This window comes from Streptomyces sp. NPDC102283, assembly GCF_044766265.1.
In the GTDB taxonomy this organism is placed as follows: Bacteria; Actinomycetota; Actinomycetes; order Streptomycetales; family Streptomycetaceae; genus Streptomyces.
This window is the reverse complement of record NZ_JBIWLQ010000007.1, coordinates 221,620-247,912: the sequence shown is the minus strand read 5'-3', so window position 1 is coordinate 247,912 and position 26,293 is coordinate 221,620. Positions and strand designations below refer to the sequence as shown.

At 72.4% G+C, this 26,293-nt stretch carries 25 protein-coding genes and 1 pseudogene; 10 read left to right on the top strand and 16 right to left on the bottom strand.

The genetic code is table 11. The features are described from left to right. Nucleotides 1-112: 112 nt before the first annotated feature. On the top strand, nucleotides 113-358 hold the full coding sequence (locus tag ACIRJT_RS16550) for a hypothetical protein (protein ID WP_403909535.1): 246 nt from the start codon (nucleotides 113-115) through the stop codon (nucleotides 356-358). Nucleotides 359-448: 90 nt separating this feature from the next. Next, nucleotides 449-1,306, top strand: a complete 858-nt coding sequence (locus ACIRJT_RS16545) for a GNAT family N-acetyltransferase (RefSeq protein ID WP_403909532.1) — start codon at nucleotides 449-451, stop codon at nucleotides 1,304-1,306. 119 nt (nucleotides 1,307-1,425) lie between these two features. On the opposite strand, the gene ACIRJT_RS16540 is transcribed toward ACIRJT_RS16545, so the two are convergent. The 7 genes from ACIRJT_RS16540 to ACIRJT_RS16510 form a co-directional block, all read right to left on the bottom strand. Beyond that, a complete protein-coding gene (locus tag ACIRJT_RS16540; protein ID WP_403909906.1) occupies nucleotides 1,426-3,123 on the bottom strand; it encodes a SpoIIE family protein phosphatase in 1,698 nt (565 codons plus the stop codon). A 116-nt stretch (nucleotides 3,124-3,239) separates the two neighbouring features. Continuing rightward, complete coding sequence (locus tag ACIRJT_RS16535; RefSeq protein ID WP_403909529.1) at nucleotides 3,240-4,079, bottom strand: alpha/beta fold hydrolase; 840 nt, start codon at nucleotides 4,077-4,079, stop codon at nucleotides 3,240-3,242. A 135-nt stretch (nucleotides 4,080-4,214) separates the two neighbouring features. Continuing rightward, a complete protein-coding gene (locus tag ACIRJT_RS16530; protein ID WP_403909526.1) occupies nucleotides 4,215-5,459 on the bottom strand; it encodes an ABC transporter permease in 1,245 nt (414 codons plus the stop codon). Nucleotides 5,460-5,467: 8 nt separating this feature from the next. Continuing rightward, the gene (locus ACIRJT_RS16525) at nucleotides 5,468-6,283 is read right to left on the bottom strand and encodes an ABC transporter ATP-binding protein (protein WP_403909523.1); all 816 of its coding nucleotides are present in this window, start codon (nucleotides 6,281-6,283) and stop codon (nucleotides 5,468-5,470) included. Then, nucleotides 6,280-7,842 carry a peptidoglycan-binding protein gene (locus tag ACIRJT_RS16520; protein ID WP_403909519.1) on the bottom strand — a complete coding sequence of 521 codons (1,563 nt, stop codon included), beginning with the start codon at nucleotides 7,840-7,842 and terminating at the stop codon, nucleotides 6,280-6,282. Before ACIRJT_RS16520 ends, ACIRJT_RS16525 begins: the two co-directional genes overlap by 4 nt. A 20-nt stretch (nucleotides 7,843-7,862) precedes the next feature. Further along, nucleotides 7,863-8,798 (bottom strand): hypothetical protein, encoded by a 936-nt coding sequence (locus ACIRJT_RS16515; protein WP_403909516.1) that lies wholly within the window; start codon nucleotides 8,796-8,798, stop codon nucleotides 7,863-7,865. 127 nt (nucleotides 8,799-8,925) lie between these two features. Next, nucleotides 8,926-9,336: a hypothetical protein gene (locus ACIRJT_RS16510; protein ID WP_403909513.1), complete on the bottom strand. Its 411-nt coding sequence runs from the start codon at nucleotides 9,334-9,336 to the stop codon at nucleotides 8,926-8,928. A gap of 193 nt (nucleotides 9,337-9,529) precedes the next feature. On the opposite strand from ACIRJT_RS16510, the gene ACIRJT_RS16505 reads away from it, so the two are divergent. The 3 genes from ACIRJT_RS16505 (at nucleotide 9,530) to ACIRJT_RS16495 (ending at nucleotide 12,280) form a co-directional block, all read left to right on the top strand. Continuing rightward, nucleotides 9,530-10,015, top strand: coding sequence for a peroxiredoxin (locus ACIRJT_RS16505; protein WP_403909510.1), 486 nt, complete (start codon nucleotides 9,530-9,532; stop codon nucleotides 10,013-10,015). Nucleotides 10,016-10,146: 131 nt separating this feature from the next. Further along, entirely contained in the window at nucleotides 10,147-10,656 is a 510-nt protein-coding gene (locus ACIRJT_RS16500; RefSeq protein ID WP_403909506.1) for a hypothetical protein, read from the top strand. A 160-nt stretch (nucleotides 10,657-10,816) separates the two neighbouring features. Next, nucleotides 10,817-12,280 carry a flotillin family protein gene (locus ACIRJT_RS16495; protein ID WP_403909503.1) on the top strand — a complete coding sequence of 488 codons (1,464 nt, stop codon included), beginning with the start codon at nucleotides 10,817-10,819 and terminating at the stop codon, nucleotides 12,278-12,280. 50 nt (nucleotides 12,281-12,330) lie between these two features. Here the strand turns inward: ACIRJT_RS16495 and ACIRJT_RS16490 are convergent, their stop codons facing one another. Continuing rightward, entirely contained in the window at nucleotides 12,331-13,503 is a 1,173-nt protein-coding gene (locus ACIRJT_RS16490) for a hypothetical protein (protein WP_403909501.1), read from the bottom strand. 261 nt (nucleotides 13,504-13,764) lie between these two features. Here ACIRJT_RS16490 and ACIRJT_RS16485 point away from each other — a divergent pair, with 261 nt between their 5' ends. Further along, entirely contained in the window at nucleotides 13,765-14,355 is a 591-nt protein-coding gene (locus ACIRJT_RS16485; RefSeq protein ID WP_403909498.1) for a YrhB domain-containing protein, read from the top strand. A gap of 225 nt (nucleotides 14,356-14,580) precedes the next feature. Next, nucleotides 14,581-15,561 (top strand): threonine/serine dehydratase, encoded by a 981-nt coding sequence (locus ACIRJT_RS16480; protein WP_403909495.1) that lies wholly within the window; start codon nucleotides 14,581-14,583, stop codon nucleotides 15,559-15,561. Nucleotides 15,562-16,128: 567 nt separating this feature from the next. Here ACIRJT_RS16480 and ACIRJT_RS16475 read toward each other — a convergent pair. Together ACIRJT_RS16475 and ACIRJT_RS16470 are read right to left on the bottom strand one after the other, a co-directional pair. Next, nucleotides 16,129-16,773: a hypothetical protein gene (locus ACIRJT_RS16475; RefSeq protein WP_403909492.1), complete on the bottom strand. Its 645-nt coding sequence runs from the start codon at nucleotides 16,771-16,773 to the stop codon at nucleotides 16,129-16,131. Between the two features lie 145 nt (nucleotides 16,774-16,918). Then, on the bottom strand, nucleotides 16,919-17,392 hold the full coding sequence (locus tag ACIRJT_RS16470) for a hypothetical protein (RefSeq protein WP_403909490.1): 474 nt from the start codon (nucleotides 17,390-17,392) through the stop codon (nucleotides 16,919-16,921). Nucleotides 17,393-17,501: 109 nt separating this feature from the next. On the opposite strand from ACIRJT_RS16470, the gene ACIRJT_RS16465 reads away from it, so the two are divergent. Next, nucleotides 17,502-17,897 (top strand): GNAT family N-acetyltransferase, encoded by a 396-nt coding sequence (locus tag ACIRJT_RS16465; RefSeq protein WP_403909487.1) that lies wholly within the window; start codon nucleotides 17,502-17,504, stop codon nucleotides 17,895-17,897. Between the two features lie 146 nt (nucleotides 17,898-18,043). Here ACIRJT_RS16465 and ACIRJT_RS16460 read toward each other — a convergent pair whose 3' ends face one another. Genes ACIRJT_RS16460 through cbiE form a run of 3 tightly spaced genes read right to left on the bottom strand, consistent with a single transcriptional unit; the run spans nucleotide 18,044 to nucleotide 20,393 of the window. Next, complete coding sequence (locus ACIRJT_RS16460) at nucleotides 18,044-18,349, bottom strand: e9imm peptide (protein WP_403909484.1); 306 nt, start codon at nucleotides 18,347-18,349, stop codon at nucleotides 18,044-18,046. Nucleotides 18,350-18,354: 5 nt separating this feature from the next. Then, entirely contained in the window at nucleotides 18,355-19,104 is a 750-nt protein-coding gene (gene cobM / locus ACIRJT_RS16455) for a precorrin-4 C(11)-methyltransferase (protein WP_403909481.1), read from the bottom strand. Further along, complete coding sequence (gene cbiE, locus ACIRJT_RS16450) at nucleotides 19,101-20,393, bottom strand: precorrin-6y C5,15-methyltransferase (decarboxylating) subunit CbiE (protein WP_403909478.1); 1,293 nt, start codon at nucleotides 20,391-20,393, stop codon at nucleotides 19,101-19,103. Before cbiE ends, cobM begins: the two co-directional genes overlap by 4 nt. Before the next feature lie 250 nt (nucleotides 20,394-20,643). On the opposite strand from cbiE, the gene ACIRJT_RS16445 reads away from it, so the two are divergent. Both ACIRJT_RS16445 and ACIRJT_RS16440 read left to right on the top strand, forming a co-directional pair. Continuing rightward, complete coding sequence (locus ACIRJT_RS16445; RefSeq protein ID WP_215108640.1) at nucleotides 20,644-21,054, top strand: YciI family protein; 411 nt, start codon at nucleotides 20,644-20,646, stop codon at nucleotides 21,052-21,054. A 20-nt stretch (nucleotides 21,055-21,074) separates the two neighbouring features. Further along, nucleotides 21,075-22,327 (top strand): annotated as a pseudogene (locus tag ACIRJT_RS16440) (RNA polymerase sigma factor). Between the two features lie 22 nt (nucleotides 22,328-22,349). On the opposite strand, the gene ACIRJT_RS16435 reads toward ACIRJT_RS16440, so the two are convergent. The 3 genes from ACIRJT_RS16435 to ACIRJT_RS16425 form a co-directional block, all read right to left on the bottom strand. Then, nucleotides 22,350-23,270, bottom strand: coding sequence for an NADase-type glycan-binding domain-containing protein (locus ACIRJT_RS16435; RefSeq protein WP_403909474.1), 921 nt, complete (start codon nucleotides 23,268-23,270; stop codon nucleotides 22,350-22,352). Between the two features lie 407 nt (nucleotides 23,271-23,677). Next, nucleotides 23,678-24,271: a phage tail protein gene (locus tag ACIRJT_RS16430; protein WP_403909471.1), complete on the bottom strand. Its 594-nt coding sequence runs from the start codon at nucleotides 24,269-24,271 to the stop codon at nucleotides 23,678-23,680. 4 nt (nucleotides 24,272-24,275) lie between these two features. Beyond that, a complete protein-coding gene (locus ACIRJT_RS16425; protein WP_403909468.1) occupies nucleotides 24,276-26,258 on the bottom strand; it encodes a putative baseplate assembly protein in 1,983 nt (660 codons plus the stop codon). Nucleotides 26,259-26,293: the final 35 nt, after the last annotated feature.

Here is a 26,293-nt window from a genome sequence, read left to right as displayed (position 1 = left end):
CGGCGCGGCGGACTCGCGGGCCGTCCCGTTTGCGGGGGTGGCGGACACCCGGTTACGTGTATGGGGAGGGCTGCCCGCGAACGGGACGGCCCGCAGGCTGGAGGTACGTCCGATGGCGAAGAACCGGTCCGCGCCCGCCAAGGGCCTGCGCGGCAGCAAGGCCGGGCTCGTACTGAGCCTGGGCAGCAGCGCGCTCGCGGTCATCAGGGCGTCCAAACAGGTCCGCCGGGCGAAGGGCTCGCACGACAAGCTGAACACCGCCGACGCGGTGGCGGGGCTGCTGCCGCTGATCACCTCGGCCGCCCTCGTCCTGCGTCAACTGCGCGGCCGACGCCGGGAGAACCCGGAAGCGGTCTGAGCACCGACCGCGCGCCGGCTCCGCCCGAAAGGCCGGAAATCGCCCCGGCGTCGATCACTGAAGCGGCTCCGCCCGGGGTACGACTGTGCCGTGCCGAACCCTTTCGAGATCACCGCGGCCCGCGCCGATGACATCGTGACACTGGGCGAGTGGGCCCACGAGGAGAGCTGGAACCCCGGCCTGAACGACGGCGGGGTGTTCTTCGCGACCGACCCAGGCGGCTTCCTGTTCGGCCGGCTGGACGGCGAGCCGGTCACCTCCGTCTCCGTCGTCCGCTACGGCAGCGACCACGGCTTCCTGGGCTTCTACCTGACCCGCCCCCACCTGCGCGGACAGGGCTACGGACTGCGGACCTGGCAGGCCGGCACGGCCCGGCTCGCCGGGCGCACCGTCGGGCTGGACGGGGTGCCCGCGCAACAGGACAACTACCGCCGCTCCGGCTTCCGCACCTGCTGGAGCAACGCGCGGTACGAGGGAACGCCCCCGCCCCCCGGGGACGTTCCGCCGCCGCCGGGCACCGAACTGGTCGACGCCAGGAGCGTGCCGTTCGACCGGCTCGCCGCCTACGACCTCCGGTACTTCCCGGCCGCCCGGGACACCTTCCTGGCCTCCTGGATCACCGCCCCGGGCCGCACGGCCCTGGCAGCGGTCCGGGACGGCGAGCTCCAGGGCCTCGCGGTGCTGCGCGCGTGCCGCGCCGCGTCCCGGATCGGCCCCCTGTACGCCGCGTCCCCCGCCGTGGCGGCGGCTCTGGTCGGCGCGCTCGCGGCCACCGCCCCGGACAGCCCGGTCGCGATCGACGTGCCCGACGTCAACCCGGCGGCGGTGCGGCTGGCGGAGGAGCTGGGCCTGACCCCCTCGTTCGACACCGCGCGGATGTACAGCGGCCCGGAACCGGTCATCGACCGGACCGGCCTGTACGGCATCACGAGCCTCGAACTGGGCTGACCCGTCACGGCGGGGCCGCGGGCAGCAAACCGGCCCGGCCTCGGGCGGCAGCCAGGCCCGTCGATCCGCCGATCCGTCACTCCGTCACTCGTCACTCGTCACTCGTCACTCGTCACTCGTCACTCCGGAGGAGTCGGCCGCACCACCGGCGGGTCCTCACGGATCCGGGAGGCCAGCACGGCGATGTCGTCCTCCGCGTCGTCGCCGAACCGGTCCAGCACCCGGTCCAGCAGGTCCTCCAGACGCCCGCCGAGCGGAAGGGTCAGCGAGGCCAGCCGCCCCACGGACACGTCGATGTCCTCGCCCCGGCGCTCCACGAGCCCGTCGGTGTACATGAACAGCACGGTCCCGGGGCCGCAGGGCACGGACGCGGTCCGGTACCCGCCGAACCCGGTGCCGAGCGGCGGCCCCACCGGCACCGGCACGACCCGGGCCCCGCCGGGAGCGGGGTCGATGAAGACCGGGGGCAGATGGCCCGCGCTGGCCACCTCGCACACCCCGCCGAACCGGTCGACGACGGCGAGCAGACAGGTCGCCGCCCGGTCCAGGCCCGACCGCTCCACCATGCCGTCGAGCTGCTCCAGGATCTGGTGGGGGTGCAGGTCGTCCCCGGCCAGCAGCCGCAGCAGGGAGCGGTACTGGCTCATGGCGACCGCCGCCTCCACTCCGTGGCCCATCACGTCGCCCATCGCCTTGAGGTGGCGGCCGTCCTTGAGCGGTACGACGTCGAACCAGTCGCCGCCGACCAGGACGCCCTCGTCGGCGGGAAGGTAGCGGGTGGCGATCTCGACGTGCGGGTGCGGGCCCCAGGGCTCGGAGAGCAGGGAGCGCTGGAGTTCGCGGGCGATGCTGTGCTCGTGGTCGTAGCGGCGGGCGTGGTCGAGGTCGACGCCCGCCCGGACGGCCAGCTCGCGGGCGACGGCCACGTCCTGGCCGCTGAAGGCCGGTGAGCCCTCCGCCCGGACGAGGGTGAGCGCGCCGAGCGGCCGGCCGCGGGCGGTGAGCGGGACGACGAGCGCCTCGCGCAGCCCCAGCGCCCGGGAGGCGGTGATCCGGTCCGCGGTCAAGACGCTGCGCCCGCTGCTGTGGTCCTCCCAGTCGTCGAGGACCGGCTCGTTCTCCGCCAGGCAGCGGGTCACCGCGGAGTCCGCCGCGAAGTCGACGTACTCCCCGGGGTGACCGAACCGCTGCACCTGCTCGTCGAGTTCGCCGTCGCCCCGCACTGCGGCCCGCCGGAGCCGTACGACGCCGGGTTCCGCGCGGCGTACGGAGTGCCCCACCTCTGCCGGGAACACGTCGACCGCCGCGACGTCGGCGAAGTCGGGCACGACGAAGGCGGCCAGCTCCCGGCAGGTGGTGTCCATGTCGAGCGTCGTGCCGATCCGGACGGCGGCGGTACTGAGGAGGGCGACGTGGCCGCGGGCCTCCTCCAGCTCCTCGCGCTGGCGGGTGAGGTCGGTGATCTCGACGACGATCGCCATCAGACCGCACGCCGCCCCGCCCGCGTCCAGCCGGCTGTACGTGGCGCGCCAGAAGCGCTGGTCCGCGTCGTCCGCCACCCAGGTCTGCCCCTGGATCGTCTCCTCGCGGGGCTTCCCGTCGGCGAGGACCTCGCGCAGAGCCGAGGCCTGACCGCGCAGCCCGGGCAGCACCTGGAAGAACGTCCGCCCGATGTGGGAGCCGGCGGGGAGGCCGTTGAGCCGTTCGAGGGCCGGATTGACGTAGGTGTAGCGGAGATCGTGGTCGAGGACCGCCACGGCGGCCGGGTTTCCGTCGAACAGGGCCGCGACGGTCCTCGGGTCGAAGAACGACGGCATCCCCTCGTCACACGTGTCGGCCTGCAAGAGCGTGCCTCCCGGCGTCGTCCGCTCCCGGGCTCCCGGGACTCCATCGTCGGCCGCCCGTTCCCGTAACGCATCCGCAGCGCGGCCGGTCAGCGCGGGGCGCCCGTCCGGTCCCGGAACGGGCCGGGGCCCGGGCCGGGGCCGGGGCCCGGGCCGGGGCCGGGGCCCGGGCCGGGGCCGGGGCCCGGGCCGGGGCCGGGGCCCGGGCCGGGGCCGGGGCCGGGGCCGGGGCCGAGATCGGCGTCCAGGTCGAGGGTGCCCTCGGTGGCCTCGGCGGTGGGCGGCAGGGCGAGGGCCTCGCCGACCGGGCCCGGCAGACTGCCGGAACCCAGCAGTCCGGCGACCAGCACGGTGGTGAGCCGGTGCCAGGCCGCGGCCCGGCGGATCATGGCGTGGTCGCCGCCCCGGATGGTGACCATGCAGCTGCGGGCCCCGGCGCGACGGGCCCGGGCGGTGAGGGACTGGGTGGCCTGGGGGCTGGTCATCCGGTCCCGGTTGCTGTGGACGAGGACGATGTCACGGCCCGCGAGCTGGGTGACCGGGTCCCCCGGCGGACACCAGGGGGCGAGCCCGACGACGCCCCGCACCAGGGGGTGCCCGGCGGCGCGGAGGGCGGCGCGCGCGCCCATGGAGTGGCCCAGGAGGACCACCGGCAGCTCCTCGCCCGCTTCCTCCCGCAGCGCGTCGAGGGCGGCCACGGCGTCGCGGAAAGGATCCGCGCGGGCGCCGTTCCAGCCCCGGTGGGCGTACCGCACCTGCCTCACGAGGACGTCCTCGCCGGCCGCGCGGGCGGTCCGGGCGACGGCCCGGACGAAGGGGCGCATGCGGACGCCGGGCAGATTCAGCGGTCCCGTCGGCGGGGGTTCCGTACCGGTCTCGCGGCCCCCGTGCAGAACGAGAACCGCTGCCGACGGCGGTCGTTGGGCCACACGTACCTCCAGGTGCGGGTGCGGGGCGCGCTGCCCCCTCCCCCTGTATTCGGCGCCGAGGCCGCTCCGGATGGGCCCGGGCCTCTCCGATCCGAACGAGACCTCAGGTGTCATCACGGGGCCGTCGCCCCCGTCTCAGCGGCGAAGGGCCTCGGCGGGTTCCACGCGAGATGCACGCCACGAAGGATAGAGGCCGGCCATCAGCCCCGTGGCCAGTCCGATGAGCGGCGCCGCCGCGACGACGCCGGGGTGCAGAACAGGAGTCCACTCGCGGTTCAGCGCGACCCCCAGCACGGTCACGGCTCCGAGCGAGGTACCGACGAGGCCGCCCAGCGTGCCCAGTGCTCCGGACTCGGCGAGGAACTGACCGGTGATGTGATGTGCCCGGGCTCCCAGCGATCTGCGCAGGCCGATCTCGCCGGTCCGCTCCAGCACCGCCACCAGCGTCGTGTTCGCGATGCCCACCCCGCCGATCAGCAGGGAGACCCCCGCGAGCACGAGGAAGAGCTGACTGAGGTCGGTGGAGACATCGCCCCGCAGCTCCTTGGGATCCGGCGGCGGGACGACGGAGAAGTACTCCGGATGGTCGGGCCGCAGGGCATGAGCCGCCCCGTGCGCGATCTGGGAGGCGGCCCCCAGCTCGGTCGACACGATCATCCACACGCCCTCCTTGGGAAGCCCCCACGCCTGCTGGGCAGTTGAGCGCGGCAGCACGACGGACAGGAAGGTCTCCGTCTTGCGGTCCACCCCACCGAGGATGCCCATCACCGTGAAAGGCCGTGTCCCCAGGAAGACGGTGGGCCGATTCTCCAGCGTGGTGATGCCCAGCCGGTCGGCGACTCCCTGGCCGATCAGTGCCACTTCGGAGGCGTTCTCCTCGTGGTAGGCGTCGAAGAGCCGCCCCTCCCGCAGCCGGGCGCCCGCAGCCTCCAGAGCGCCGGGGGTCGCAGCGGTGACGGAGGGCTGCTCCGCCCCCGCGTCCGTGGCCAGGGAGGTGGAGAGCCTCACATCGGCCGGCAGCTGCACCGACCAGTGCACTCCGGCCGCCCGGACGCCGTTGAGCGCGGCCAGCCGTGCGTCGGCGTCCGGGGGGAAAGCGGTGCCGACGACGTCGTCCGTGCCGGCCGAGACGTCCTCGATGCCGACCTCCGTCGCGGACAGGACGCTGAAGCGCGCGTCGATCTGTGCGGCAGCGGTGGCCGTGAGCCCCAGCACGGCCACGAACGCGCCGACGCCGAGCACCGTCCCCAGGGCGGTGAGGAGAGAGCGGGCGGGCCGTTGCAGTATGCCCGCGGTGGCCTCGGCGATCAGATCGCGGACGGACAGGCCGGTGGAGTCCGGCCCCGCCGGACCCCACCGGGCCCACGAGCTTGCGCGCATGAAGATCCTCATGGCCGAGGCTCCCGTGCCGCACTCAGCCGGCCGTCCCTGATCGTGACGGTTCGCCCACCTCGCTCGGCCACCTGCTGATCATGGGTGATGACGACCACGGTCAGTCCGTCCGCGTGCAGATCCGCCAGCAGTTCCATCACCTTGTGGGCGTTGCCGGAGTCCAGGTTCCCCGTGGGTTCGTCGCACAGCAGCAGAGAGGGGTCGCCCGCCAGCGCGCGGGCAATGGCGACGCGCTGCCGTTCGCCACCCGACAGCCGGGTCGGCGGGGAGTCGACGCGATGCGTGAGACCGACCCGGTCCAGAGCCGTACGCGCACGCCTCAGCCGCTCGGCGGGCGAAACGCCCGTGTACACCATGGCCAGCGCCACGTTCTCCAGCGCTGTGCGGTGAGGCAGCAGGTGGAACGACTGGAACACGAATCCGATGCGATTGCCCCGCAGCCCCGTACGCCTCTTGTCGCTCAGCTCGCGGGTCGAGATGCCGTCCAGGAGATAGGCCCCGGCGGTGGGCGAGTCCAGCAGTCCGGCGATGTTGAGAAACGTCGATTTGCCCGACCCGGAGGGCCCGACGACCGTGACGAACTCGCCCTTCTCGATGCGCAGGTCGGACCGCCGCAGCGCAGGGACCGGAGGCGGGCCGGGATAGGTGAGCTCGACGTCCCGGAACTCGATGACGGGGGGAACTTCCGGGCCCGTGCCGCTCAGGGCCGTCGTTCCTGGTGCGCCTTCCTCCCCGGCGACCCCGGCCTCGCCCCGGTGACTGTTCCCGACCCCGCCCCCGGTCGACGCGCGCATCCGTCCGAAGCCCTTCACCGGGCACCCTCCCGGCCGCCCTCCGTCGGCCTGATGCCGACGACGACCTGATCCCCCGCGACGAGGACGTCACCTTCCACGGGGCCGACCTCGACGAACCCGTCGGCCTCCATGCCGGGCCGCACCTTCACCCGGTCCCGCCTCCCGTCGGCGCGGAGCACGGAGACCGCGCTCGATCCGTCGGGAGTCGAGACCAGAGCGGTGACCGGCACGGCGAACACCTTCCCCCTGCTCTGTGCGGCGGCGACGGTCACCCTCACCTCGCGGCCCGACAGGGCGTCGGCGAGCGGACGTTTCGCCTCGACCCGGACCAGATAGCCGCGTGAACCGGCGCGGGGGTCCGGCTCCCCGGGCTCCTCCCCCGCCCCGTTCTCCGTCTCCGCCCTGTCCTGCGCGTCCGCCACGAAGGAGATCCCGGCCGGTATCGGCTCCCGGTCCAGCTCCGAGGAGATCTCGGCTCCTTGGCCGACCTTGAGCAGCCCCACCTGGGACTCGGGGACGTGGGCCGCCACGACGAGTTCGCCGCTGGACAGCGTCATCGCGCTGCCGGACAGCGTCGAGCCCACCGCTACGGACACCGACTCGACCCGGGCCGGAAAGCCGGCGGCGTACACGACCTCGGCGACGGGCAACGACGGCCCCTGCCGCCGCTCCTCCTCGGCGAGTGCGCCGCGGGCCCTGGCCAGGTCCTGAGCAGCCCGTGCGGCGGCGGTTCCGAGCTCCGCGGTCGCGTTGTCGCCGCCGGCGCCGGGGCCCTCCTCGGTGGCCGCGGCATCCTCGGTGGCCGCGGAAGGACGATCGCGGGCTGCCGGCGGGGATATGGGCCGGCCGGCCCGGGCGGCAGCGGCCGCGGTGTCCTGCGCCAGACGCTCCGCGTCGATGACGGCCTGCCGGGCCACCACCAGGGCCTCCTCGCCGTCCGGTCGCGCCGCTCGCGGTTCGTAGCCGCGCCTGCCGTAGAAACCGGACAGGGCCCTGCCCGTTCCGGGCCCGAAGGTACCGGGCCGATCGGGGGCGGTGCCGTGGCCGAGGGCTCGCAGCGCCTTCTGGAGCTGCCCGACGTCCTTGCCCCGGGTTCCCGGCTTGAGGTCCCGGTAGGCGGGCACCGTTCCCGGTAGGGCGAAGACGGGCCTGCCGGAAACCTCCAACAGGACGTCACCGGCCCGGACGGCGTCCCCGACGCCCTTGGCCATGCCGGTCACCACGGACCGTCCCGAAGTCCCGCCGGCCCCCTCGGGAGCGACCTCGACGACCTGGGTCGCCGCCACCGTGCCGCGAATGATCACCGTGTCCTTGAGGACACGCTTCTCCACCGGGACCGTCAGCACGTCCGGGGGCGGTGGGTCGGCCGCCGCGGCGGCTTCGGCCGGGGACTGGATGCGGGCGGCGGCGACGACGCCGGAGGCCGACACGACGACGGCGGCGATGGTGATCGCCAGCACCCAGCGTCGGCGTCCTGCCAGCCCGGAGGCGACCGGGCGCCGGCCCGGTTCTGCGCCTTCGGTATCGAGGGCTTCGTCCCCCGTGTTCCCGCCCGTGCCGGGGCGCGACTCGTCCATGTACGTGACCCCTCGGGTGCTCAGCTGGTCCGGATGCCGGCCACGCGGTCCATCCAGCCGGCTATCTCTTTCCTGACCTCGGCGAAGACCTCGGGCTTCGCCTCGATGTACTGCCTCTGGTAGGCGACGTCCACGGCGTTCCAGACGCCGACGACGTTGTATCGCTGCTTGCAGCGGACATCGGCCACCGCCACCGCGATCTCTTCCTGCGACGCCGTGACATTGCGGTCCCACGCAGGATCGTTCAACGGTTCGAGGGGCGTGGCATACGTGAAGCCCTCCTTCTTCATGCAGGCCGACCACTGCTTGAACACGGCAGTCACCCGCGCGTCCTCGGCGGCCTTGAACACGGAGTCGATGTTGGCGTTGACCGCGACCTCGGAGTCGTCGGCCAGCCGCTCGACCGACCCGGTGAGCGCCTTGTTCGCCTCGCCGAAGCAGCCGTGTTCGGGGACCTTCTGCCCGTTGACCGTCTGGCCGCCCGGGCCGAATTTCTCGCTGCCCTCCGCCCCGGTCAGAACGGTCATCGACCCGGCTACGGGTTCCGGCGGCCTGTCGGCGGTCCGCGGGGTCCTCTTGTTCCCCCGGGTGTAGCCGTTGATCTCCACGTCGGCGGGGTCGTTGGCTCCGTAACGCCACAGGGCGAGCCGGTCCGGGATGCCGGGGTCCTTCTGCCGTACGGGCCTCGGGTGGTCGAAGCCGAAGCGGTCCATGCACCGTACGGTCAACGCGTCGTGCGCCTTGAGCAGTTGGAGCCGCTGGTCGGGGGAGAGGAGATAGGGCTCGACGGGCAGGGTCACATGGTCGGTGGCGAGCAGCTTCTGCACGGCGCCGAGCGGAGGAGCCGGTACGCCGTTCGCGTCGCCCTTTCGGCCGGCGCCGTCGTCCCCGCATCCGGTGAGGAGCAGGACGGGCAGGCAGACCAGTGCGGGACCGGCGAGACGTGCGATGCGCATGACTGAGGACTCCCGAGGAAGGAAGGGACGACGCGGCCGGAGGGATCGACGGCACACATGGCCGGCGACCGGCGGTGGCCGATGGCCGGCGGGCCGCGCACGGTGCGCGGCCCACCGGCCCAACCCGTCAGAGACCCGTGGGCCTGCCGGAGGCGTTGTTGTTCTTCAGCGACGCGTTGAGGTTCTGAGCCCCGGCGACGCCGATTGTCTGGCAGGCAACCTCACAGTTGAAGTTGCGGTTGTAGTACACGGTGAACTCTTTGTTGTAGTCGAAGCTGTTGACCGAGGCGGCGTTGTTCTTGACCGTCTGGCCGGCGCCGGCACTGCCGTTCGTACTGGCGACGTACGTCTTGCCCGTGTAGTCGGAGACCTGGCCCCACTGCTTGTAGATTCCCCCCTGGTAGTGGGAGTTGTAGTGGAGACAGGTGTAACCGGCCGTGCACTCCGCGGCGGCCAGCGCCGGCGGAGCGAACGCGATCCCCGATCCGAGGGCCGCCGCGAGAGCGGCCGCTGCGGCAAAGCGTCGAGACGTGGACATGATTCTCCCTGAGCTGGTGCGGACACGGAGACATAGCGGCCCGAACAGGAGGAAAACGCCCTCCTGGGCCACGGATGCAAGGCTAGGCAGCGGCTCCGGGCGGAAGAAATCATTCCAAGATTGGTCTTGACCAATGAGATGACACACTGGCGCATACAGGACAATCCTTACACGCGACACAGAAGGAGACATCGTGCCATCAAGCCCTCAACTCGGCAGCGCAGCACCGGACTTCACTCTCCCGGGCGGAGTCCTGTCGGGCGACACCTTCGAGCGAGCCGACTACCGACTGTCGTCCGCACGCGGCCGGTCCGTGGTGCTGGCGTTCTATCCCGGGGACAACACCACGGTCTGCACCAAGCAGTTGTGCTCGTACTCCTCCGGCATGGAGGCCTTCGAGGGCCTCGACGCCGACGTCTGGGGAATCAGTCCACAGGGTGTGGACAGCCATGAGTCGTTCGCCCGCGCCTTCGATCTGCGCATGCCGCTGCTGGCGGACGAGGGACGGGAGACCGCCAGGGCGTACGGGGTCTCCGCCCCGGGCATCGGGGTGCGGCGGGCGGTCTTCCTGATCGGCCCGGACGGAGTCCTGCGCTGGAAGCACGTGGCCCTGCTCGGTGCGACGTTCCAGTCGCTCGCCACGCTCACGGACCGCCTGTCCGGCATCAAAGACGCATAAAGACTGCCGGGATCCGGCAGTGACCGAGGTAGGTGCTGTATGGGATCATCCAGCCAGATCGACGGAAAATGCCCGCCGGAAGTCGACAACAGGGGCAACGGGGACACCAGGGACAGCAGAGGAGTGATCGCGTGACCATTTTTCTCGGTCTCGGCATTGCGGGGATCGTGCTGCTCGCGCTCTCCCTGATCTTCGGCGGAATCCTCGAAGGGCTCTTCGACGGTGTTCTCGACGGCCTCTTCGACGGACTGCTCTCGCTTCCGGTGATCGCCGGCTTCATCTCGATGCTCGGCTTCGGCGGAGCGATCGTGCTCGGCTCGACGGGAGCCGGAACGTTTCTGGCCACCGTCGTCGGCGTCGCCGCAGGCCTGGTCGCGGGCTGGCTCACCTGGAAACTCAGCAGGGCCCTGATGCGCGACCAGACAGACGCCACTCCGCGCGGCTCCGACCTGATCGGCAGCTCGGGGTCCGTCGTGACGGCCATTCCGGCCGAGGGTTACGGCGAGGTGCTGCTGCGACTGGGCGGCCAGCCCGTGAAGTACGCGGCCAAGTCGGCCACGCCCGTCGCGCGCGGGACCGAGATCTGGGTGGAAGAGGCGCTGTCGACCACGTCGGTCGCCGTCCGCCCGGTGGAGCGCTGACCACGCGGCCACCGCGCCTCACCCGCGTACCCACCGCCACGCACCCTCGCTCCACGCACCTCTCGCACCTGACGCACCTGACGCACCTACCGATTCCACCGCACCGCCCAGCTCCACAACAATCTGCCGTCCCCCACGGGAGGCAGGGGGGACACATCACATGAGTCCAGTAGTCATCGCCGTCATCGGCATCGTCGTACTCCTCGTTCTGCTCGGCCTCGTCGTCATCACGCGCTACAAGGTCGCCGGGCCCAGCGAGGCGTTCATCATCACCGGCCGCCGCGGCAAGAAGTCGACGGATCCGATCACCGGACAGACCAGCATCGACAACAGCGGCCAGAAGGTCGTCGTGGGCGGCGGCGTCTTCGTCGTGCCGTTCGTCCAGCAGAAGTTCACCCTCGACCTGTCCAGCCGGCACATCCCGATCGCCGTGCGCGGCGCGGTGACGCTGCGCGGCGTCAAGTCGAACCTCGAAGGCGTCGCGATCGTCAAGGTCGGCGGCAGCGAGGACGCGATCCGCGCCGCGGCCCAGCGCTTCCTCCAGCAGCAGGACGGCATCGTCGGCTTCACCCAGGAAGTGCTCTCCGGCGCGCTCCGCGCGATCGTCGGCCGCATGTCGGTCGAGGACATCATCCGGGACCGGGCCGCGTTCGCCGGGCAGGTCGCGGAGGAGGCCGAGGCCAGCCTCTCCGGCCAGGGCCTGATCCTGGACGCCTTCCAGATCCAGGACATCACCACCGAGGGCTCCTACCTGGAGGACCTCGGCCGCCCGGAGGCCGCCCGCGCCAAGCAGGAGGCGGACATCGCCGAGGCCATCGCGAAGCGGGCCTCGGAGCAGGCCCGGCTGAAGGCGGCCGAGGAGATCGCCATCGCCGAGCGCACGTACTACCTGAAGCAGGCCGAGATCAAGGCCGAGACGGAAGCCGCGGCCGCCAAGGCCAACGCCGCCGGTCCGCTCGCCGAGGCCGCACGCCAGCAGGAAGTGCTCCAGGAGCAGGAGAAGGTCGCCGAGCGCCAGGCCGCGCTGACCGACCGCGAGCTGGACACGAAGGTCCGTAAGCCCGCCGACGCCGCCCGCTACCAGGCCGAGCAGGAGGCGGAGGCCCGCCGCATCGCCCAGGTCAAGGAGGCCGAGGCGGACGCGGAGCGCTCGCGCCTGACCGGTCAGGGCGAGAAGCTGCACCGTTCGGCACTGGCCGACGCGGTCCGCATCGAGGGTGAGGCGGACGCCGCGGCGATCGCGGCCAGGGGTGCGGCCGAGGCGGAGGCCATGCAGAAGAAGGCCGACGCGTTCGCGCAGTACGGTGACGCGGCCGTCCTCCAGATGCTGGTCGAGGTCCTCCCGAGCGTCGTGGCGAAGGCCTCCGAGCCGCTGAGCGCCATCGACAAGATGACGGTCATCTCCACGGACGGCGCGAGCCAGCTGGCCCGCACGGTCACCGACAACGTCGCCCAGGGCATGGAACTGCTCACCTCGACGACGGGCGTGGACATGACGTCCCTCCTCCAGAACCTGAAGGGCCGCGTGGGCAGCGGTAGCACGGTGCCCGCTCCCGCCGCCTCGGACGCTCAGGAGACGGACTCCTCGACCTCGAAGAACGGCGAGATCGAGATCAAGGGCTGACGGACGCGGCCCCTATCGGGGCTGAGCCGGTCTCCCGCCACCCTCGCCCGCTATTCGTGCCCGTGCCCGGCAGCGACCTGTTCGCCGCCGGGCACGGGCACGTCCGCGTCCGCTTTCGGTCCCTCCGCCTGCCGGGCGGCGGCAGCGGCGGTGGCAGCGGCCAACCGCCCCCGCCACCCGCCGAGCTGCTCCTGCGCCTGCGCCTGCGCCTGCGCCTGCCAGTCATCGGCGTCGCCCCCGAGGTCGGCGATCCGGTGCTCGGCCCAGCGGGCCCAGGCGGCGGCCTGCCGGCAGTCGGAGCACTCGGTCTCCTCGGCCATGGCCCGGAAGACGTGCTCGGTCCCGGGCCCCGCGCAGGTGACGAGGGGCGCAACGTACCGAGGGGCGGCAGGCGGGGGCGGCAGAAGCGGCGCGGGAGGGAGCGGCGGAGAGAACTGGGACCCCGCCTCCGGCTCGATGCCCGGCGCAGCCGGGAGGGGCTCGGGCATCATCAACTCCAGCCGATGCCGCAGGAACCCCACAGCGGACCGGACCCCGCCCTGCGGGAGATTGCTGCTCAGCACCCGCCGCATTTCACCCCCGGAGACCCCGCGCCGCAGCCACTCCACCGCCTGCGCGACCAGCGAACGAGCCTGGGGAACACCGAGGCGCAGCTGCGCGCTGGCATGCCGCAACGACAACAACACACCCTCCGCCTCGACTGCTTCAGGCGAGCGCGGCACCAAGTCCGCTTCGGTTTCAGGGGCTTCGGTGGGTGGGTGGGAAGTGTTCTTCGCCCGTTCTTCGTCTACCGGTAGTTGATGACCGACGGTCCGGGACCCCGGCTGACCGACGGTCGGAAACCGCGCACTCGGAGACGAGACGACACCACCGCTGACGCCCCCGCCGACACCTGCGTCGCACCACACGGCGACGACCTCGGCCTCGGCCAACGGCACGTTGGCGAACAACTGCTGCGTGCTCCAGCGCCCACGCTCCCCGCAGACCCGCCGCTCATGCACGAACCCGCACAGGACCAACTGCTCCTTGGCCCGCTGAAACGCCCGCCCCCTGATGCCCAGCTTCCGGGCATGCTCGGACAACGCCAGATCCGTACAACCGTCCGGCAACCCCTGGACGTAGAGAATCAGAACCTTCGCGTCACTGCACAGACGCGGATGACGCACGACGTCGTGCGAAGCCTTCGTGTAGCGCCGAGAGGGCGCGATAGCATGCCAAAGCATCCTGCGTGGACCTGTGCTTCCACTAGTTGGGTGAAGGCCCTCGGCTCGGTGCTGTGAACACCACCGGGGGCCGCCCCATGCGCGGTACGCACAGAGCGTGATGATGTGATCACGGTACCGCAGGGTGCGGTTCACGGTGGACCATAGGCCCAAGATCCCACCCGAAAGGGACACGGCTGGCCAAGCTCCCCCGGCAGAGCGGATGTTGCACGGGGGCCGGCCTCGCTCGTCCATCGAAACGGCCGGAAAACCTGATGGCCGATGCCGTGGTCATTACGGGATGCTGATCGAGTGATTGAGCAAGAAGCCGCGGTTCGGACAGTCGAGGAAGAGCTGGAACACGACTACCAACGGCAGCTGTCGGCGGGGCTGGACCCGATGCGCATGGCGGTGTCGCACACAGAGCGGCACGAGCTGGTATGGATCGTCTCCTGGACCTCCGAGGAGTATCTGCGCACCCTGGATCCGAACCTCCTGCTGGCCGGGAACGGGCCGTACCTCGTCGATCGCGTCGACGGAAGCCTGCACCGGATCGGTGTCGTCTCCGCGGTGACCGACGCATGGGAGACGGACTACCGATCCCGCATTCGCGGGCAGGTCACGCGGACCGCGGTGGACGAACTGCACGACGAGGCGCGGGCGATGGCAGACACGCGGGGACGGGTTCATGCCATGCGCCTCCTGCGCCGAAGAGTGCCGGCACTCTCCCACGCCCAGACCATCGAGTACGTGACGGCCTTGCAAGGCGGCGACGCACCGGCGCACCTGGTAGAAGTCGCCACCGGAGAACTGGTGCCACCGATCGACCCGTTCTACTCCGTGACAACCATCCGCGGAGCCGAGCAGCGCTGAGCACCCTGACCGCCTTGACCACCTTGACCGTCATGACGCGAGAAACCAGAACCACCACGCGCCTCGCCCCGGCTCGTCGCCCTCGTCCGGGCCGCCGCCCGCTTCGAGAACGGTCGCCTCGTCGAAGGCCCCCGAGGAACCCGCCGCAGCGTCATTCCCCAACCGACCGACGTATACGACCAGTTGCCCATGGGACCGGCACCGGTGGCGCTACGCTGCTGTGTCGTGCGGGAGACACGGCTCGACACGGCTCGGATCCGGGCGGCTCGCCGGGTGATCGACCCGGTCTTTCTGGACACACCGCTGTACCGCTGCGAGGCGCTGGAGCCCGGCCTCGGGTGCACGGTGAGCATCAAACTCGAAACGGCGAACCCGGTCCGCAGCTTCAAGGCCCGCGGCACGGAGGTGGTCGCGAGCCTGCTCGCCGACAACGGCGCGCGGGCCGCGGTGTGCGCGAGCGCGGGCAACCTCGGCCAGGCCCTCGCCTGGTCCGGTCGCGGCCGGGGGCTCGACGTCACCGTCGTGGCATCCCGCTCCGCGACTCGTGCCAAGCTCGATCGCATCCGCGCACTGGGCGCCGGGTTGGAGCTGGTGGCCGGCGACCATGAGACGGCGCGCGAGCGGGCGGCGGCCATCGCACGGTACGACGGCATCCGGCTGGTCGAAGACAGCCTGGACATCGAGACCTGCGAGGGCGCGGCAACCATCGGCCTGGAGCTGGTGGACGGCTCGCCGTCGTTCGACACCGTCCTGATCGCTCTCGGCGGTGGGGCGCTGGCCACCGGCGTGGGTCATGTGGTGAAAGCGTTGGCCCCCGAAGTCGAGGTGATCTGCGTCCAGCCGCTGGGCGCACCGGCGCTGACACGCTCGTGGCACCAGCGTCGTGTCGTCACCACCGACTCGACCGACACCATCGCTGACGGCGTCGCCGGCCGACGTCCCATCCCGGCCGTCCTGGACGATCTCCTCCTGGTCGCGGACGACGCCGTCCTGGTCCGGGAGCCGTCGATCATCTCCGGTATGCGGATGCTCCTCGACCACGCCGGCCTCGTCGTCGAACCGTCGGCCGCGCTCGGCATCGCGGCGATCCTCGAAGACCGCGACCGCTTCGCCGGCCGGCACGTCGTCACCATCGTGTGCGGCAGCAACGTCGACGTAAACGCGTACCACCGCTGGGTCGGCACGGCTTCCCTCCCCAGGCCGTGACGACTGCTCGGAGTTGCCCGTGGTGCACCGCTGCTTCTCGGTGTGCCCGCTACTTCATGGCACTTGCTGCCACAGGTACCGCAACTGGTACGGCAACTGGTAGACAGCCGCCATGACGTACTACAGAGATCTGACCCCGTACACGTACCACAGCGACAAACGGAGCCCCGAGGCCCCAGGCTCCTGGCGGGGCGTCCCGGTGCTGAACGTCGGCTGGCTCGGACGCGGCAGGAGATACGCGCGGGGCACTCCCCCACCGAGTCTGGCGGAGGCGCTGAAGCGCATGACCCGCACGCACCGGGCGCAGCCGACGCGTGGCTTTCACCTCTGCCCCTGGTGTGCCTCGCGACTGTTTCCTCAGCTTCCTCAGCGCTCCGACGGCCCTCAAGGAAGTGCTGAGATACGCGTGATGGGAAGTGGTGTCGCGTACGCGGCCCCCGAACTCATCGCCCACTATGTCGAAGCCCACGGCTACCTTCCGCCGACTGCCTTCATAGAGGCGGTGTTGTCCTCCGAGGCGGTCTCCTGAGCCCTCAATGGCCTCCATGGCTTCATGGCGTCATGGCGTCATGAGTGCTGCGGGGCTGCGGGGCTGCGGGGCTGCGGGGCTGCGATGACCTTCTGTCCGATCTGTTCGGCAAGCCACTCCGCGAAGCGTTCCTCGTAGCCGTCGCCGTTGTCGCGTCGAACGTGGACGAGCACCAGGTGCGTGTCGGCTCGGGCGTCGAGTCCACGAGAGTCGCGGTTCAACAGGAGCGTGACCTCCGCGTGCGTTCTCTCGCCGTACAGGTCGCGTTCGGGCGCCTCGCGCCAAGACAGCGAGGACCAGTGGATCTCTGCCGGGTGCGGGCCTATCACCGCGGCGAAATGATCCTCGATGCTCCCCAGGGGCTGGTCGAGCATCGAGACGGTCAAGGGAAGATACACCTGTGTGTCGGCCAGGTTGTCCGGAAGCTCACGGGCGGGCGCCGAGCAGGTCAGGTCCGGGATGCCGGGCGGCGGAACGGCAGGCGCGTCCATGTTCCAGCACGTGAACCACGAGTCCGGCAGAGCGTCACGCAGCCGCCCCGCCTCGGCCACGGTAGGCGCCTCGGCCTCCACCGACACCTCGGAGGTGGGCTGGGCACCGAAGGCCACCATCCGGCGAGCCACGCGCAGGGCCAGATCGAGGTCGGGTGTCCGGAAGACGGGGTAGGCAACGCTGCTCGACATGGGAAGAATCTCCCACGACCTCAAGCGAAGAGACCTTCCGTTTTCTACCGCGGGCCCGGTTCTACCGCAGGCCCGGCCGGATCCGAACGACATGCCCTGACGATCACGTCATCCAGCTACGAAGCCCGATGCCCGAATCGGCGCGTCACTGCTCAGGCGGGGACGACTGCCGGGCAAGGAACTCCTCGAACGCCGCCCTCTGCTTCGGATCCATGAAGCCTTGGCGGACATTGCGGGCCTCCTCCTGGAGCCAGTGAGCCTCGTCGGGGTCCAGGAGCTCGGCGACCACGACGCCTTTGCGAGCAACCGCCGTACGCCCACCCGCACGACGACGAAAGAGCGTGAACGCGCCGAACTCCTGTGGATGGGCCAGCTCCGGCTCCTCCGCCACGGGCTGGTTCTCGTCCGCGGCTCCACCCGTCGGGTACGCGGTGGGGGCCCAGTGCTCCCAGAGCGCCAGCGTGGCCGCGGGCACCAGCACCGCGCGTTCCGACTCCTCCCGCCCCTCCCACACGAACGTGACAGAGACGGGCTCGCCGACCGCCTCGGCCAATCCGAGCACCCTCTCCATCTCCTCGTTGATCGGGTAACCCGCCACGACGTCGATCTGTAGGCCCATGAGGCCCGAGGCTACTGGCCACGCCTGACATGCCAGGCCCGCGGCTCCTGGGGCTCGCAGCACTCACCGATATGCGGCGCGCGACTCTGGTGGTCACTAGGTTCGGATCATGACGATCACGTATGAGTGGCGGGGCGAGGTCGACAACTCGGCTCTCAACAAGCTGCATGCCGAAGGGTTCGGTCATCCGGTCGGGCAAACGGACTGGCGTGCAAGGCTTCGGCGTCACAGTCTCGGCTGGGTCTGCGCCTGGGAGAATGATCGGTTGGTCGGCTTCGTCAACGTCGCCTGGGACGGCGGGGTCCATGCGTTCGTCCTGGACACGGTCGTGGCTCAGCGCAATCGTTCGAACGGGTTGGGGGCCGCGCTGGTCAAGGCAGCCGCTGCGGGATGCCGTGCTGCGGGGTGTGAGTGGCTGCATGCCGACTTCGAAGAGCACTTGCGATCGTTCTACTTCGATGCCTGCGGTCTCAGGGAGACGGCGGCAGGACTGATCGCCCTGTGACGTCGGCCGCCACCTCTCCGGCCGCCCGAAGGACGTAGCGAGAACTCCCGGCGTCGAGCGGAGAAGGCAGGCCCGCACCCTCGCAGGCGTCTCCCACGCGCCCGCCCGTGCGACGGGAGGAGCGAGACCCTGCGCCGCTGATCGGGTCAGAGCGCTATCGGTCGGTAGGCCAGTGCTCGGTCGACGATCTGTTCCGGGTCGGGGTCGCGGTCCGGGCTCCAGTAGATGTAGTCGCTGACGTGCGGGCATGCGAGCCCGCGTTCCAAGGCGTCGAGGATCTCGTCCCCCTCCGCCTCCTCGGCACCGTTCAGCAGACGCCGCACGAGAGACAGCGCCTCCTCACGGCTCATCCTCCGGTTCGTCCCCGCGTTCATGGCGTCCGCGTTCGTCCCCGCGTTCAGGTCGTCCGCGTCGGACGAGGGCCGCCCCGCCTCGTCGCCCGTGCTCCGCACGTCCCTCAGCACTCCCCCCGGTCCCGCCCCACCGCATACAGGTGGCTGTCCCGGAACTGTTCCGCACCCAGCGTCCGGCCCACCATGATGACCGCCGTCCGGATCACCCCCGCCGCCTTCACCTGCTCGGCGATCGAGTCCAGCGGGCCCCGCAGGATGATCTCGTCCGGGCGGGACGCCATCGCCACCACCGCAGTCGGGCAGTCCGCCCCGTAGTGCGGGAGCAGTTCCTCCACCACCCGGTCCACGTACCGCGCCGCCAGGTGCAGCACGATCAGAGCGCCGCTGCGGCCCAGCGTCGCCAGGTCCTCGCCCTCCGGCATCGCCGTGGCGCGCTGAGCGATACGGGTGAGGATGACCGTCTGGCCGACCGTCGGGACCGTCAGCTCGCGCTTCAACGCCGCTGCCGCCGCCGCGAACGCGGGCACGCCCGGGACCACTTCGTACGGGACGCCCGCCTCGTCCAGGCGCTTCATCTGTTCGTTCACCGCGCTGAACACCGACGGGTCGCCCGAGTGCAGCCTCGCCACGTCGTGGCCGTCCGCGTGGGCCCGGACCAGCTCGGCGGTGATCTGCTCGATGTCCAGGTTCGCCGTGTCGATCAGGCGGGCGTCCTCCGGGCACTCGGCCAGCAGCTCGACCGGGACCAGACTGCCCGCGTACAGGCAGACCGGGCTGGCGGCGAGGATCCGGGCGCCGCGCACCGTGATCAGGTCGGCCGCGCCGGGGCCCGCGCCGATGAAGTACACCGTCATGATCGATCTCCCTTGTGCGAACGTGCCCCGGAACCCGAGGGCTTGATTGCCGACCACTGCGTTACGGGCATGGCCTGGCGCCAACCGGTGAAGCCGCCGACCGGGACGGCGTGGGCCACCGCGAGGCGCACCAGCTCGCCGCCGTGCGCCTTGTGCCGCTCGGCCAGCAGCGCCTCCGACTCCAGCGTCACCGTGTTCGCGACCAGCCGGCCCCCCGGCCGCAGCGCCTCCCAGCACGCGTCGAGCAGGCCCGGAGCGGTCAGGCCGCCGCCGATGAACACCGCGTCCGGCGCCTCCAGTTCGGCCAGGGCCGCCGGGGCCGGTCCGGTGACGACCTCCAGGGCGGGGACTCCCAGGCGTTCCGCGTTACGGGTGATCCGCGCGGCCCGCACCGGGTCCCGCTCCACGCTCACCGCCCGGCAGGACGGGTGCGCCCGCAGCCACTCGATCGCGATCGAGCCGGAGCCGCCGCCCACGTCCCAGAGCAGCTCTCCGGGCGCGGGCGCCAGCGCTCCCAGCGTGGCGGCCCGGATGTGGCGCTTGGTGAGCTGGCCGTCGTGTTCGTACGCCTCGTCCGGGAGGCCCGGGACCGTGCCCAGCCGCAGCGCTTCCGCCGACGCCCGGCAGTCGATCGCGACGACGTTCAGGCGGTCCCCCGGGGGGTGCTCCCACGTCTCCGCGACGCCGTCCACGCAACCCTCGTCCTCGGCGCCCAGTTGTTCCAGCACCCGCAGCCCGCTCGGGCCGAAGCCGTGCGCCGTGAGCAGGGCGGCGACCGTCGCCGGAGTGCTCGCGTCCGCGCTCAGGACCAGCAGGCGCCGGCCCTCGTGCAGCGACGCCGCCAGGCGCGCCGCCGGGCGGCCCACCAGGGTCACGACCTCCGTGTCCTCCAGCGGCCAGCCGAGGCGCGCGCAGGCGTACGAGACGGACGACGGGTGCGGCAGCACGCGCAGCCCCTCCGGGCCCAGCTCCGCCGCCAGCGCCCGCCCGATCCCGTAGAACATCGGGTCTCCGCTCGCCAGCACCGCGATCCGGCGCTCCCGGTGCTCGGCGAGCAGCCGGGGGACGGCGGGCCTCAGCGGGGACGGCCAGCTCACCCGGGCGCCGGCGCACTCCGGCGGGAGCAGGTCCAGCTGGCGCGCCCCGCCGATCAGCACCTCCGCCGCGCACAGCACCTCGCGCGCCGTACCGGACAGGCCGGGCCAGCCGTCCGCTCCGATCCCCACGACGGAGACGGGGTGCCGGGGAGCGGCAGGGACGGAGGAGGAGGCGGCGGGGGCGGCAGGCACGGTCGGGACCTCGTTCGGCGCGGCAGGGAGGAATCAAGGGGGAGGGCCAGCAGGAGGAAGGGGCAGCAAAGGGCGCGGGGCAACGCTGCCGAACTTTACTGAACCTCACCTTCCGCCCCCTCCAGCGGGTGAATCCGAAAGAACTTCGCGCGTGGTGTCGAGAACCCCGCACCGGCCCCGACGTCCCCTGTGCAAGAGGAAGAAGCACCACCGAACAAGCGAGCGAACGAGCGACCAGGAGGCGACGGTCATGAAGTATCTGGTGATGGTCCAGGGCAGCCAGGCGGACTACGACGCGCAGACCGGCAAGGGGAACGCGGACAGCCCGGCCTGGGACAAGGAGGCCATGCAGGAGATGTTCGCCTACATGGGCAGCATCAACGACGACCTCGCCGAGTCGGGCGAACTGGTCACCGGCTACGGGCTGCGGGAGCCCGCCTCGGGCCGGGCCGTCAGCCTCGACTCCGAAGGCCGTCCGGTGGTCTCGGACGGGCCGTACAGCGAGACGAAGGAGCTGCTCGCCGGGTTCTGGGTGCTCGACTGCGAGAGCCTGGAGAGGGTGACCGAGATCGCGACCCGCGTGGCACGCTGTCCGCAGCCCGCCGGGGCGCCCGACTACCCGGTGCTCATCCGGCCCGTCGACGGCGGGATCGACGACTGACGCGACACCCGGGGACGCGGATGGATCGTACGGCCGACGTCATCATCGAGGACCTGCTGCGCCGCCACGCGCCGCAGGTCCTCGGCGCGCTCGTGCGCCGGTACGGGCACTTCGACCCGCCGAGGACTCCGTCCAGGAATCCCTGATCGCGGCCGCCGAGCAGTGGCCGCGGGACGGGGTCCCCGACAATCCGCGCGGCTGGCTGATCCGGGTCGCCTCCCGCCGCCTCACCGACCGGCTCCGCAGCGACGAGGCCCGTCGCAGGCGGGAGGAGACGGCGGCGGCCCTCACCCCGGCGGACGCGTTCGTCGCGCAGCCGCCCGGGGAAGGCCCCTCCGGCACGGGCCGGGCCCCCTCCGAGGACGACACGCTCACCCTGCTCTTCCTCTGCTGCCACCCCGCGCTCTCCCCCGCCGCCCAGATCGCGCTCACCCTCCGCGCGGTCGGCGGTCTCACCACGGCGGAGATCGCCCGCGCCCATCTCGTGCCGGAGGCGACGATGGCGCAGCGGATCAGCCGGGCCAAGCGGACGCTGCGCGGTACGCGGTTCCGGCGGCCGGACGCCCAGGACCTCGACCAGCGGCTCGGCGCCGTGCTCCAGGTCCTCTACCTGATCTTCAACGAGGGCTACACCGCGACCGCAGGCCCGGACCTCCACCGCACGGACCTGGCGCGCGAGGCGCTCCGGCTGACCCGCGCCGTCCGCCGGCTGCTGCCCCACGAGGGGCGCGTGACCGGGCTGCTGGCGCTGATGGTCCTCACCGAGGCGCGCACCCCGGCGCGCACCGGGCCCGACGGCGAGCTGATCCCGCTCGACGAACAGGACCGGGCGCTCTGGGACCGTACGGCCGTCGCGGAAGGCACCGCGCTGGCCGAGGAGTCGCTCGCCCAGGGCCCGGCCGGGGTCTACCAGCTCCAGGCCGCCGTCGCCGCCCTCCACGACGAGGCGGAGCACGCGGAGGACACCGACTGGCCGCAGATCCTCGCCCTCTACGAACTCCTCGTGCGGCGCACCCCCGACCCCGCCGCCGCGTTGGGCCGGGCGGTCGCCGTGGCCATGGTGCACGGGCCCCGGGCGGGGCTGGCGGCGGTCGACGCCCTGACGGGGACGGTGGAGCCGCACTACCGCCTCGACGCCGTACGCGGGCATCTCCTGGAGCGGGCCGGGGAGCCGGCCGCCGCCCGCGCCGCCTACCGCGCCGCCGCCGACGGCACGCTCAGCGAACCCGAGGCCCGCTACCTGCGCATGCGTGCGGACCGGCTGGGACCGTAACAAGCCGCATCGGTCCGACCGTTCACTCACGCCTTCCGAAGAACTCGATCTCCGCGACCGCCGTCCGCCGGTCCTTCCCCGAGCCGTACGCAGACTCGACCGTGAGCCGGGCCTTGACCGTGTCCGAACCCCGTACGTCGAAGATCTGCTGGCCCGCCTGGTCGCGCAGCCGGATCGTCCGGTCGGTCCTCTCCCCGTCCTTCGACGTCAGCTCCACCGTGAGCCGCGCCGGGCGGCCCTGCGTCAGGAACTCGTTCTGGCGCGCCGACGTCCCGGAGAACACCACGATCTTCATCATCCGCACCGGCTGGGCGAAGTCGCACTCCAAGTGCTCCCCGACCCCTTCGCCGGTCTTCTCCGGTGCCCAGTAACGGTTGTTGAACCCGTCGAACGCCGCCGCCGCCGGGTGCCCGACCGCCTCACTGGAGCCCCGGCAGACAGCGGGCGGCACGGACTCCGGGGTTCCGGTCTCCTGTTTGGCGAAGCCGAACAGGCCCGAGAGATGCGGCAGCGCGAACCAGACGCCCACCGCCAGCAGGATCAGCACGATGGGCAGCCCGACCCTCGGCCGCCGCCACCCGCGCCGGGGACGCGACCCCGCCGCGCGCGCCTGTCGGGGCCGGCGGCGCAGCAGCCGCCGCCACCACGACAGCCGGCCCTCGGGGGCGGGCCCGGGGTCCAGGAGCAGGGCGCAGCGGACGCACAGCGTGCGGCCCGGGGCGTTCTCCGTACGGCAGTTGGGGCAGAGGACCGGCGTGCCGACGGGTTCCGGGTGGCGGGGCGGCTCGGTGGCGGGCCCCGACCCGGTGTCCGGCCACGCGTCGGGGCCGGGAGCTGGACCGGGCGGGGCTTCGCCCGGACGCCGGGGGGCCGCTGCCTCCGGTGGCGGCGGGGGTCCGGAGGGCGTCGCGGACGCCGGGGGCAGCGGGGCCGTTACGGGCATGGGCGCGGGCGACGCCATGGGTGCGGGCGCGGGCGGCGTCACGAAGGGGGAGGCGGGCGGTGCCCCTGGTGCGGGCTGCGTCCCGGGAGGGGACCCGGCGGCGGGCCGTGCCCCGTGAACAGGCTGCGTTACGGGAACGGGCCCGGGCCGTGCTCCGGGACCGGGCACGGGCGGGCCGGAAGCGGGCATGGGCGGGCCAGGAGCGGGCACGGGCGGGCCGGGAGCGGGAGGCCCGGAGGAAGCAGCGGGCCCGGTCGTCGCATGAGGCTCGGTCGGCGTGGTCGGCGTGGTCGGCGCGGCGGCCTCGTTCCGCGCAGGCGAGCCCTCCCCCTCCCACCCCAGGAACGCCTCGCAGGCCACGCAGAACTCCCGGCCCGGCGGGTTCCGATGTCCGCACTCGTCGCAGATCACAGCAGCTCCAGGGTGAATCCGACGTGCGCCGGGACCTCCGCGCCGATCAGCTCCTCCAGCCGCACCCGATCCGGCGGCCGCACGCCGGGCCCGGACCGGCCCCCGTCGCCGCCTCCCCCGCCTCCCCCGCCGTCCCCGCCGTCCCCGGTCGTCCGGATGCGGATGGTCACCCAGGGCCGGCCCTGGCCCGGCAGCGGAGTGCCGGGCCCGGTCGACCAGGCGGTGCCGCCGCTCTCGACGATCTCCGGTTCCGTACCGGTCTCCAGCCGGAGCGCCTCCGCCAGGCCGCCCACCGTGCCGCGCCGGGCGTGCCGGGCGACCGCGCCGCGCACCGCCGCCCGGCGCAGCTCCGGCGGGCTGCCCTCGTGGAGGTCGGCGGCCACCCACTGGGCCAGCCAGTCGAGGAAGTCGTCGGGGGCGCTGCGCGGGTCCAGGTGCGCGGGCAGGTTGTCGAGGGAGAGGAGGACGGGAGCGAGGACGTCGTCCAGGGCCGCCAGGAAGCGCTGGAGGAAGTCCTGTTCCAGGTAGACGGCGGGGAGCCGGTCGATCAGGGGGTGCGGGGTCGAAAGACCCGGGATTCCACCACGCATCGGATCAGGCCCCCCTCACCCGGAGCTGGTGCTCGTAACTGAAGACCAGCGCGTGCGGGTCCAGCGCGATCTTGGCCGTGGCGTCGGTGCGTTCGCCGGTGACCGGGTCGGCCCGGTACAGCCGGACGTCCTCCACCAGGTCGACCCCCGGCACCCGCTGGAGCACGGCGAACGCCTCCCCGGACTGGACGGGCCTGCCGAACGGCCAGCCGTCCCCGGCCGGCCCGCCGGTGAGCGGGTTGAAGTACCCGTACAGCGCGGCCAGCGCGCTCATCCGGACCTTCTCCACGACCGCCCCGCGCTCCGCCTGGACCAGGGCGACGACGGTGACGCCCTGGTAGAACGGCGGCTCGACGACCAGCCGGGCCCCGATCGGCCGCCGGGCGTCCAGGTGTCCGGCGATCAGGGCGAGCGTGTTCGCGGGCGGGATCAGCTCGTCGAACCCGATCCGGCCCTGCTCGTCGCCGCTCCCGGCGGGGACGACGAGCAGCCGCACCCCGCCCGCGTCGGCGGCCTCCGCGCCGTCCTGCGTGCCGGCCCGGATGCAGTGGACCCGGGCCGCGTCCGGGGCGATCTCCCGGGCGAGGAGTTCGTAGTCGTGCGGGACGACCGCCCGGTGCAGGGTGCGCAGGGTCATGGGCCCGCGCACCCGGGCGCTGTCGACGCTCTCGCCGTCCACGCCCCCGAGCGCCGGGCGGCGGTTCTCGACCCGGGCGACGTACGGGATGGCGCTGCGCAGGACGCGGAGCGTGGAGCGGGCGACGTTGCCGCGCAGCCCGCCGCCCCTGCGGTAGGAGCGGACCCGGACGGTGGCGCCCTTGACCGGGACCCGGCCGTAATGGCGTACGGAGCCGTCCCGTTCGCGTACGGCGGGGCCGAACTCGACGCGTCCCGCGCTCGGGTCGAGCGTGATGTGCCGGTCCTCGGGGCCGGAGTGCGCGAAGTCGTCGACCCGGCTCCAGCGGGTGACGTCCGGCCCGACGACGGCGTCGGGCGCCGCCGGGTCGGTCACCTCGACCACGAACTCCCCCGGCACCACCGGCGGCCTGGCCAGCCGGAACACCTGCCCGGGGACGCCCTCCGCCTGGCCCAGCACCTCGTCGGTGACGGTCTCGGCGTGCTCGGCGGCGACGGTCGCGCCGATGGTGAAGGCGGTGACGCCGCGCACGACGGGCGGGGCCATGTACGTCGGCTGGCCCGGATCCGCCTCGATCAGCCGGCAGCGCAGCCAGCCCCCGGTGCGCCGGACGACGGCCGCCGGGACATGGGTGCGCGGGAGGTGGAGGATCAGCTCACCGGACCGGTTGAAGCCGCCGGTGTCGTCCTTCTCCACCTCGCAGACCACCCAACTGGCTCCGTCCCAGGCCTCCCAGAGGATCGGCGGCCGGGCCGGGTCGACGCCGACGCCGTCCACCGTGCAGTCCAGCCGGAGCGCCAGTACGCCTGCGGGAACGGCGGCCGAGAGCCCGACGTACAGGCAGTCGCCGGGGGCGGGCGTGGCCCCGAAGACGGGCACGTCCCGGCCGAGCGTCAGCTCCTCGGTCCGGTCGACGGCCTCCCCGGGCGAGGGCCAGGTGGCCAGGTGGGCGAAGGCGCACGGGACGATGGAGAGCGGCTCGGAGGTGGTGAAGACGACCGCCTCCTCCGTCTCCGTACGGACGGTGGCGACCTCCGTGCCCATGCGCACCAGCACCGGTTCGGGGCGGGGGGCGGAGAGCCGGAACGTCACCTCGGTGTGGGCGGCGGTCGGCGGGTGGAGCTGCACCCCGATCAGGTCGAGGAAGGTCAGATAGCTCTTCTCCGGGACCCGGTTCACCCGGTAGACGAGCTGGTCGACCATGGTCGCGAACGCCTCGATCAGCGTCACCCCGGGGTCGGAGACGTTGTGGTCGGTCCACTCCGGGCAGCGCTGCTGCACCAGGCGCTTCGCCTCGTCGACCAGGCCCTGGAAGGTGCGGTCGTCCAGGTGCGGGCTGGGCAGGGTCACGCCCTCGCCTCCTCTTCGTACGAGCCTTCGTGCGG

Coding starts and splice junctions, on each gene's coding strand:
- ACIRJT_RS16550 (WP_403909535.1), top strand. CDS start 113: ATGGCGAAGAACCGGTCCGCGCCCGCCAAGGGCCTGCGCGGCAGCAAG.
- ACIRJT_RS16540 (WP_403909906.1), bottom strand. CDS start 3,123: ATGCCGTCGTTCTTCGACCCGAGGACCGTCGCGGCCCTGTTCGACGGA.
- ACIRJT_RS16530 (WP_403909526.1), bottom strand. CDS start 5,459: ATGCGCGCAAGCTCGTGGGCCCGGTGGGGTCCGGCGGGGCCGGACTCC.
- ACIRJT_RS16520 (WP_403909519.1), bottom strand. CDS start 7,842: ATGGACGAGTCGCGCCCCGGCACGGGCGGGAACACGGGGGACGAAGCC.
- ACIRJT_RS16515 (WP_403909516.1), bottom strand. CDS start 8,798: ATGCGCATCGCACGTCTCGCCGGTCCCGCACTGGTCTGCCTGCCCGTC.
- ACIRJT_RS16510 (WP_403909513.1), bottom strand. CDS start 9,336: ATGTCCACGTCTCGACGCTTTGCCGCAGCGGCCGCTCTCGCGGCGGCC.
- ACIRJT_RS16495 (WP_403909503.1), top strand. CDS start 10,817: ATGAGTCCAGTAGTCATCGCCGTCATCGGCATCGTCGTACTCCTCGTT.
- ACIRJT_RS16490 (WP_403909501.1), bottom strand. CDS start 13,503: ATGCTTTGGCATGCTATCGCGCCCTCTCGGCGCTACACGAAGGCTTCG.
- ACIRJT_RS16485 (WP_403909498.1), top strand. CDS start 13,765: ATGCCGTGGTCATTACGGGATGCTGATCGAGTGATTGAGCAAGAAGCC.
- ACIRJT_RS16475 (WP_403909492.1), bottom strand. CDS start 16,773: ATGTCGAGCAGCGTTGCCTACCCCGTCTTCCGGACACCCGACCTCGAT.
- ACIRJT_RS16470 (WP_403909490.1), bottom strand. CDS start 17,392: ATGGGCCTACAGATCGACGTCGTGGCGGGTTACCCGATCAACGAGGAG.
- ACIRJT_RS16465 (WP_403909487.1), top strand. CDS start 17,502: ATGACGATCACGTATGAGTGGCGGGGCGAGGTCGACAACTCGGCTCTC.
- cobM (WP_403909481.1), bottom strand. CDS start 19,104: ATGACGGTGTACTTCATCGGCGCGGGCCCCGGCGCGGCCGACCTGATC.
- ACIRJT_RS16445 (WP_215108640.1), top strand. CDS start 20,644: ATGAAGTATCTGGTGATGGTCCAGGGCAGCCAGGCGGACTACGACGCG.
- ACIRJT_RS16435 (WP_403909474.1), bottom strand. CDS start 23,270: ATGCCCGTAACGGCCCCGCTGCCCCCGGCGTCCGCGACGCCCTCCGGA.
- ACIRJT_RS16430 (WP_403909471.1), bottom strand. CDS start 24,271: ATGCGTGGTGGAATCCCGGGTCTTTCGACCCCGCACCCCCTGATCGAC.